General features: G+C 68.7%; 8 protein-coding genes. 1 reads left to right on the plus strand and 7 read right to left on the minus strand.

The genetic code is table 11. The features are described from left to right. Nucleotides 1–384: 384 nt before the first annotated feature. A complete protein-coding gene (locus AC2VOP_RS02105) occupies nucleotides 385–825 on the minus strand; it encodes a DUF1707 domain-containing protein (protein ID WP_486959438.1) in 441 nt (146 codons plus the stop codon). 60 nt (nucleotides 826–885) lie between these two features. Next, nucleotides 886–2,328, minus strand: a complete 1,443-nt coding sequence (locus AC2VOP_RS02110) for a carotenoid oxygenase family protein (protein ID WP_486959431.1) — start codon at nucleotides 2,326–2,328, stop codon at nucleotides 886–888. A 68-nt stretch (nucleotides 2,329–2,396) separates the two neighbouring features. On the opposite strand from AC2VOP_RS02110, the gene AC2VOP_RS02115 reads away from it, so the two are divergent. After that, the gene (locus AC2VOP_RS02115) at nucleotides 2,397–3,035 is read left to right on the plus strand and encodes a TetR/AcrR family transcriptional regulator (protein ID WP_486959432.1); all 639 of its coding nucleotides are present in this window, start codon (nucleotides 2,397–2,399) and stop codon (nucleotides 3,033–3,035) included. On the opposite strand, the gene AC2VOP_RS02120 is transcribed toward AC2VOP_RS02115, so the two are convergent. The 5 genes from AC2VOP_RS02120 to nadD form a co-directional block, all read right to left on the minus strand. Next, nucleotides 3,032–3,880: a DegV family protein gene (locus AC2VOP_RS02120; protein WP_486959433.1), complete on the minus strand. Its 849-nt coding sequence runs from the start codon at nucleotides 3,878–3,880 to the stop codon at nucleotides 3,032–3,034. The genes AC2VOP_RS02115 and AC2VOP_RS02120 overlap by 4 nt on opposite strands. Beyond that, on the minus strand, nucleotides 3,880–4,623 hold the full coding sequence (gene octT, locus AC2VOP_RS02125) for a diglucosylglycerate octanoyltransferase (RefSeq protein ID WP_486959434.1): 744 nt from the start codon (nucleotides 4,621–4,623) through the stop codon (nucleotides 3,880–3,882). Before octT ends, AC2VOP_RS02120 begins: the two co-directional genes overlap by 1 nt. Continuing rightward, a complete protein-coding gene (gene gpgP / locus AC2VOP_RS02130) occupies nucleotides 4,613–5,284 on the minus strand; it encodes a glucosyl-3-phosphoglycerate phosphatase (RefSeq protein WP_486959435.1) in 672 nt (223 codons plus the stop codon). The genes octT and gpgP overlap by 11 nt, the downstream gene beginning before the upstream one ends. After that, a complete protein-coding gene (gene rsfS, locus AC2VOP_RS02135; RefSeq protein ID WP_486959436.1) occupies nucleotides 5,281–5,670 on the minus strand; it encodes a ribosome silencing factor in 390 nt (129 codons plus the stop codon). The genes gpgP and rsfS overlap by 4 nt, the downstream gene beginning before the upstream one ends. Next, nucleotides 5,667–6,131 (minus strand): nicotinate-nucleotide adenylyltransferase (gene nadD / locus AC2VOP_RS02140; protein ID WP_486959437.1); only part of this gene is annotated, 465 nt, incomplete at its 5' end. The genes rsfS and nadD, both read right to left, overlap by 4 nt.

Consider the following 6,131-nt stretch of genomic DNA (forward strand, 5'->3'; position numbering starts at 1 on the left):
GGCACCACCCAAACGATCCCGCCGACAATCCCGGGCGCCCAAGCCGAAATTCTGGCTCATCTCGGCGTCGACCCGGGGCACTAACGAAATGTCCTAAGTCAGGTCCGAGAATGAGCTGGGTGTGCGCTAACACGGCGTCAACCACGAACACCCCAAATCGGACGGTCCGTGCGTGGTCGCCGGCCTGCAGGGCGACTACCCAGTCGACGATCGTGAGGACGGGCTGCGTTTTCCTATGCCGTCACCGCAGGCTCGGCCCTACACCCCGCCCTACTGTCCCGCCGGCACCCAGTTGCCGTGGAACCCCGCCGGAACGCGGTGCGGCAGAACCTGGCCGAGTGGCACGCCGTAGAGGCCCGCCGCATCGAATCGCTGGGGTGGCGCTCATCGAACCCGATTACGGCGTTTACCTGGTTTACCGGCACATGCGTGCACGGGAACCACATGCGAGACGATCCCGATACCCCAGCCGAGGATGGGCCAGGCCGGCCAGAAGTACCACGCGCCGGCAGCGACGGCGGTGGCCAGCCAGATGGCAATCATCAACACTGACACGGCCAGGTAGGCGATCAGGTGAATCCGCACGCCACGCCGGGCGGCGGCGTACCGCGCAGCACGACGCTGCGGATCGCGCCGTCGGATCCGCCCGACAGGCAGATCGGCGATCAGATGATCGAGCGCGCCGACGGTCTGGGCCTCGAAGGCTCGACCCAGTCGTGTCTCGTACTCCTCCATCGAGAGGTACCCCTGGGTGAATGCCCGCCCGAGAACGGAGGCGGTGCGTTCCCGCTCCGGGTCGCCGACCCGCACAGCGGGATCGGCCATTGCTCGGCGGCGCAACGCCGTTAGCGTTGGCAGGCTCGTGGTCATTTCGACTCCTTTGTTCTACTGTCCCGCCGGCACCCAGTTGCCGTGGAAGCCCGCCGGAACACGGTGCGGCAGACGGATGCTCGCGACATCCTCCAACGTGTGCGCGTCCAGGATGGCCAGCTCGCTTCGGTCGGTCGGGGCGTCGTAGACGAACCCCATCAGCACGCCGTCGTCTTCGGCAGCATCCGGGGCTGAGGGTGCGAAGACGAACTCGCCCAGCTGTTTTCCGGCGCCGAGCGAGCGCGTCGCCGTGGTCCCGCGAACCAGGTCGTGTTTGAGCAGCGTGGCCTCTCCGCCCAGGTGATCGCCAACGGGAGCGTAGCCGAACCGGTGCCGCTTACCCACCAACCGTTCGTCGACCCGGGGGAATTCCTGTCCGCGGTCGTCGAACCGGGACTCGCGGACCTTGCCGTCGACCAGGTCGACGGTCCACCGGTCCAGTGTGGGTGGGCCTTCGGCGGGGCCGCGCAGTTCGGTGTCGAACATCTTCGGATGCCGCACCACGTCGAGCACTATCGCGTCGCCGTCGTCGTAGGCGTTGAGCGGGTGGAACACGTAGCACGGCTCCACGTCGAACCAGCGCACGGCACCGTTGCCGCCGTCGCGGGGCATCACCCCGACCCGGGCCGGGTATTTCGGGTTCCACCGGTACGGCATGCGGCGGTCGGCGTCTTTGGCCATCGGCAGCCGGGCGGTGATCGGGTCGGGGATGCGCACCCGCCCGATCAGCGCGTTCAGGATCAACCGCACCGGCAGCCGCAGCCCCTGCGGCGCCAGCCCCTCGGCCACCTGGCGGGCGTCGAAGGTCACCGGCAGGTCGTAGAAGACGACGTGGTTCTCGGTCAGCGAGAAGTCGTGCATCATCGGCGACCCGGTGACCTCGACGTCGACGGTGCGCCGCGCCCGGCCGTCGGTGCCGATCACCGAGTACTGCACGGTGTTGCCGCGGTTGAACGCATACGACACCGCATGCAGCTCACCGGTGTCCGGGTCACGCTTGGGGTGCGCGGTGTAGCCGCCGGGCAGTGTGCCGTCGAAATCGCAGGCGCCGGCGGTGTCGAGTTGCTCGGTCAGCTCGTAGCAGGAGATCCCGCCCTCGATCAGCGCGATGGTGCGCCCGGCGTGCCCGATCACGTTGGTATTGGCGCCGATTTCGGACGCACCGACGTGGCGGACGCGCGGCGGTTGCTCGCCGAGCGCTTTGGCGGTCTGCGGCCCACGCACATAGCGGTTGCGGTACCACTCCGCCTTGCCGTCGCGGATCCGCACCCCGTGCACCATCCCGTCGCCGATGAACCAGTGGTAGATCGCGGGGTCGATCTCGCCGATCGGGTTGGGCCCGTTGCGCAGGTAGCGCCCGTCCAGGTGGTCGGGGATCGTCCCGGTCACCTCGAGGTCGGTGAGGGTGAATTCCTGCTGGATCGGGGCGAATCCGCCCTGCAGGTAGGGATTGGTCATCGGAGTGCCTCCTGGCTATAACGATGTTATGCAGTCAGGTATAACACCGTTATGACACGATGGCAAGCATGAGTTCGTCTCCGCGGGAGCGCCTGGTCGAGGCCGGCACCCGCCTGCTGGAAACCGACGGCCCCGAGGCGCTGCAGGCCCGCAAGGTCGCCGCCGAGATCGGCGCGTCGACGATGGCCGTCTACACCCACTTCGGTGGGATGAACGGCCTGCTGGAGGCGATCGTGGCCGCGGCGTTCGAGCGGTTCGGCGCGGCGCTGGCCTCGGCGCCGACCACAGACGACCCGATGGCCGACTTCTTCGTGATGGGCTACGCCTACCGGGAGTTCGCGCTGGAAAGCCCGCAGCGCTACCGGCTGATGTTCGGACTCGCGTCGCCACAGCTGTTCCGCGCCTCAGCCGTCGAGACGCACGTGACCGCGGCGACGTTCGAACAATTCGTCAGCGTGGTACGGCGGATCGTCGCCACCGGCAGGATCCGCGACGACGACGTGGTGGAATTGTCCGAGCGGATCTGGAGCATGATCCACGGTGTGGTGCTGCTGGAGATCGTCGGGGAGTTCGAGTCCGGTGGCCGCGCGCTCACCCACATCCTCGGGCCGATGACCGTCGACATGTTCGTCGGCATGGGCGACCGTCGCGAAGACGCCGAACGTTCGATGCAGCGTGCGGTCGAGACAATCGCCGGTCGGGACTAGTCGCCGGCGGCGCCGTTGGACACCTCAACAGCCACCGCCAGCGCCCCAGCCCCGACGTGCAGCGCCAGCACCGGAGCCAACTCGGTGACGATCGCCGGCGCGGCCGCCGGCAACCGAGCTGCAAGAGCAGCCGCTAAATCGGCGGCGCCAGCCGGGTTGGCGACGTGATGCACCGCTAGTACCGCCGGGCGGTCGCCGACGATCTCGCCAACCCGCTCGACCATCGCCGCGACCGCTCTGCCGGCGGTGCGGATCCGCTGTGCCAGCACAAGCTCTCCATCGTCAATGCACAACAGCGGCTTGAGCGACAGCGCAGTTCCCAGCCATGCTGCCGCGCTGCCGATCCGCCCGCTGCGACGCAGGTTGTCCAGCCGGTGTACGACGAGGTAGGCGTGGATCCTGCCTGCCGCCGAGTCCGCTGCGCCCACAACGGCATCCAGGCCGGCGCCGCTGGCCGCAGCCCGGGCGGCAGCAAGCACCACAAAGCCGGTTCCCATCGCGGTCGATCTCGAGTCGACGACGCGAATCCCGGGGCCGATCTCGGCGGCGACGTGCGTTGCGGTGCGAAACATTCCGGACAGCGCCGACGACATGTGCACCGCCACCGCACCGGCACCGCCGCTGTCGGCCAGCGCCTGCCGGTAGGTGGCGAGCAACTCCGCGGGGCTGGCCGCAGCGGTGGTGGCACTTTCACGCTGGTGAATGTCGGTGGGGACCTGGTCCACACCGTCGCGCAGATCGGCGCCGTCGAGCAGGATGTGCAGCGGGACCTGGCGGATCCCCCACCGGTAGCGCAGGTCGGCCGGCAAGCACGCCGACGAATCGGTGACCACCTTGACGGCCATCAGCGCCGCTCCGGCGCGTCCGCTTCGGCCAGCGCTTGCAGCGTCAGCTCCGCGACCGCACGGTGCGCCTCGAAGTTCCAGTGAATGCCGTCGGGGTTGCCGCGTCCGCTCATGATCTGCCCCGCCACCGCGGCCTTCAGGTCGATCAGCGGAATGTCATGCCGCCGCGCCCAATCGGTGATGGCCGCCGCTGTCGCGTCGCGCCCGTGGTGAGCCCGGCCGTAGGTATCGGCGATGTGCACCGGGGGCAGTGACGCCACAATCGGAATACCCGGACGGTTGAACTCTATTGCCTTCCTGGTTAATTCGAGGTATTCCACGCTCAGACGCGGCGGCAGTGCCGACCGGGCCAGCGGGGAGAGCCGGGGCTGCACCCAGCCGTAAGCATCACGCACCCAGCGCCGCAGCCGCGGCGGCCGCAGGTATCGAATCGACTCACGTAGCGCGGTCGGCAGCACCGACGGCAGCGAATCCATGCCGCTGGTCGCGAGGACCACCGCGCCGGCCCGGGGCAGCGCCGCCCAGGCACGCGGGTCTTGAGTCGCCGCCCACCACACGTCGCGGCAGGTCCAGCCGATTCGACCGATCAGCTCGAGATCCCACCCAAGTTGCGCAGCAACGATATTCGGCCAGATTCTCGGGTCGTCAGCTGGCAAGCCGCCGGCCGGCCCGTAGTAGGCCAACGAGTCGGCGAAGACCAGCAGCGTGGGGCACGCCGCCGACTCAGCCGGCTCAGCAGTCATCGCCGGAGACCTGCACCGAGGCGTTCCACACGTCGAGACGCCAACGGATCTGGTCCAACGCGTGTGCGGCATCGACATCAAAGTCGTTGCCGTCTCCGCTCAGCTGCGTCCAGCTGGCGTTGCCCATCCCGCCCAGCACCGGCCAGTTGGTGACCGGCAGGCGTAGCAGCGCGGCGGTCAGCGCGGCGATCAGCCCGCCGTGGGCGACCAGCACCACCGGCCGGTCACCCCAATCCGGCTCACCTGCCACCAGTTCGGCGACCAGCGGCATGCTGCGGGCGGCCACGTCGACCCGGCTCTCCCCGCCGTGTGGCGCCCAGGTGGCGTCCTGCCGCCAGGCCATCCGGGCGCCAGGCGCGGTCGCGTCGACCTGATCGTGAGTGAGACCCTGCCAGTCGCCGAGGTGGGTCTCCCGCAGCCGGGTGTCCACCCGCACCGGCAGCCCAGTGCTCTCGCCCAGCTTAACCGCGGTGTCGTAGGCGCGGCGGAGATCCGACGACACGATCAGCAGCGGCTGGCGTTTGCTCAGCACCTCGGCGACCAGGCCAGCCTGGGCGTACCCCTTCTCGCTGAGCACGGTGTCGAGTTGGCCCTGCATCCGGCTGTCGACGTTGAATTCGGTCTGCCCGTGCCGCAGCAGGACCAGTCGGCGGACCGTCACGGCGACGCCTCCCGGCTTTCCAGGTTTTTCGAAAGATCCATGGCCACCAGCGGACAGTCCCGCCACAGCCGGTCCAGCGCATAGAAGTCGCGTTCGTCCTGGTGCTGGATGTGCACCACGATGTCGACGTAATCCAGCAACACCCAGCGGCCCTCACGGGCGCCTTCCCGCCGGGCCGGGTGGTAGCCCGCCCGGCGCATCCTCTCCTCGACTTCGTCGACGATGGCGTTGACCTGCCGCTCGTTGGACGCTGAGGCGATGACGAAGCAGTCGGTGATCACCAGTTGCCCGGAGACGTCGATGACGACGACGTCGTCGGCGAGCTTGGCGGCCGCAGCGCCGGCTGCCACCGTGGCCATCTCGATCGCCTCCGGCGTGGCGGTCACAGCTGCTCACCGGCGGCCGGTTTACGGTAGAGGCGGCGTTTGGCCACGTACTGGACCACCCCGTCGGGCACCAGATACCAGATCGGCCGCGAGTCCGCGGCGCGCTGCCGGCAGTCTGTCGACGAGATCGCCAACGCCGGCACTTCCACGAGAGTCAGCGCGCCGTCGGGCAGCCGGCTAAGCACCTCGGAGAGGTGGGCGCCGTCCAGGTCGTAGCCGGGCCGGCTCACCGCGACGAACCGCGCGATCGCGAACAGTTCCTTCCAGTCATGCCAGGACAGGATAGAGGCCAACGCGTCCGCCCCGGTGATGAAGTACAGCTCGGAGTCGGGGTTGAGTTCGTGCAGTTCCCGCAGGGTGTCGCGGGTGTAGGTGGGGCCGCCGCGGTCGATGTCGACCCGGCTCACCGAGAAGCGCGGGTTGGACGCGGTGGCGATCACCGTCATCAGGTAGCGGTCCTC

The organism is Mycobacterium sp. TH-M106 (assembly GCF_057473765.1).

What these genes read in the sequence shown, in the direction of transcription:
- AC2VOP_RS02120 (WP_486959433.1), bottom strand. Translation starts at nt 3,880, where the DNA reads ATGGCCGTCAAGGTGGTCACCGATTCGTCGGCGTGCTTGCCGGCCGAC.
- AC2VOP_RS02110 (WP_486959431.1), bottom strand. Translation starts at nt 2,328, where the DNA reads ATGACCAATCCCTACCTGCAGGGCGGATTCGCCCCGATCCAGCAGGAA.
- AC2VOP_RS02115 (WP_486959432.1), top strand. Translation starts at nt 2,397, where the DNA reads ATGAGTTCGTCTCCGCGGGAGCGCCTGGTCGAGGCCGGCACCCGCCTG.
- octT (WP_486959434.1), bottom strand. Translation starts at nt 4,623, where the DNA reads ATGACTGCTGAGCCGGCTGAGTCGGCGGCGTGCCCCACGCTGCTGGTC.
- AC2VOP_RS02105 (WP_486959438.1), bottom strand. Translation starts at nt 825, where the DNA reads ATGGCCGATCCCGCTGTGCGGGTCGGCGACCCGGAGCGGGAACGCACC.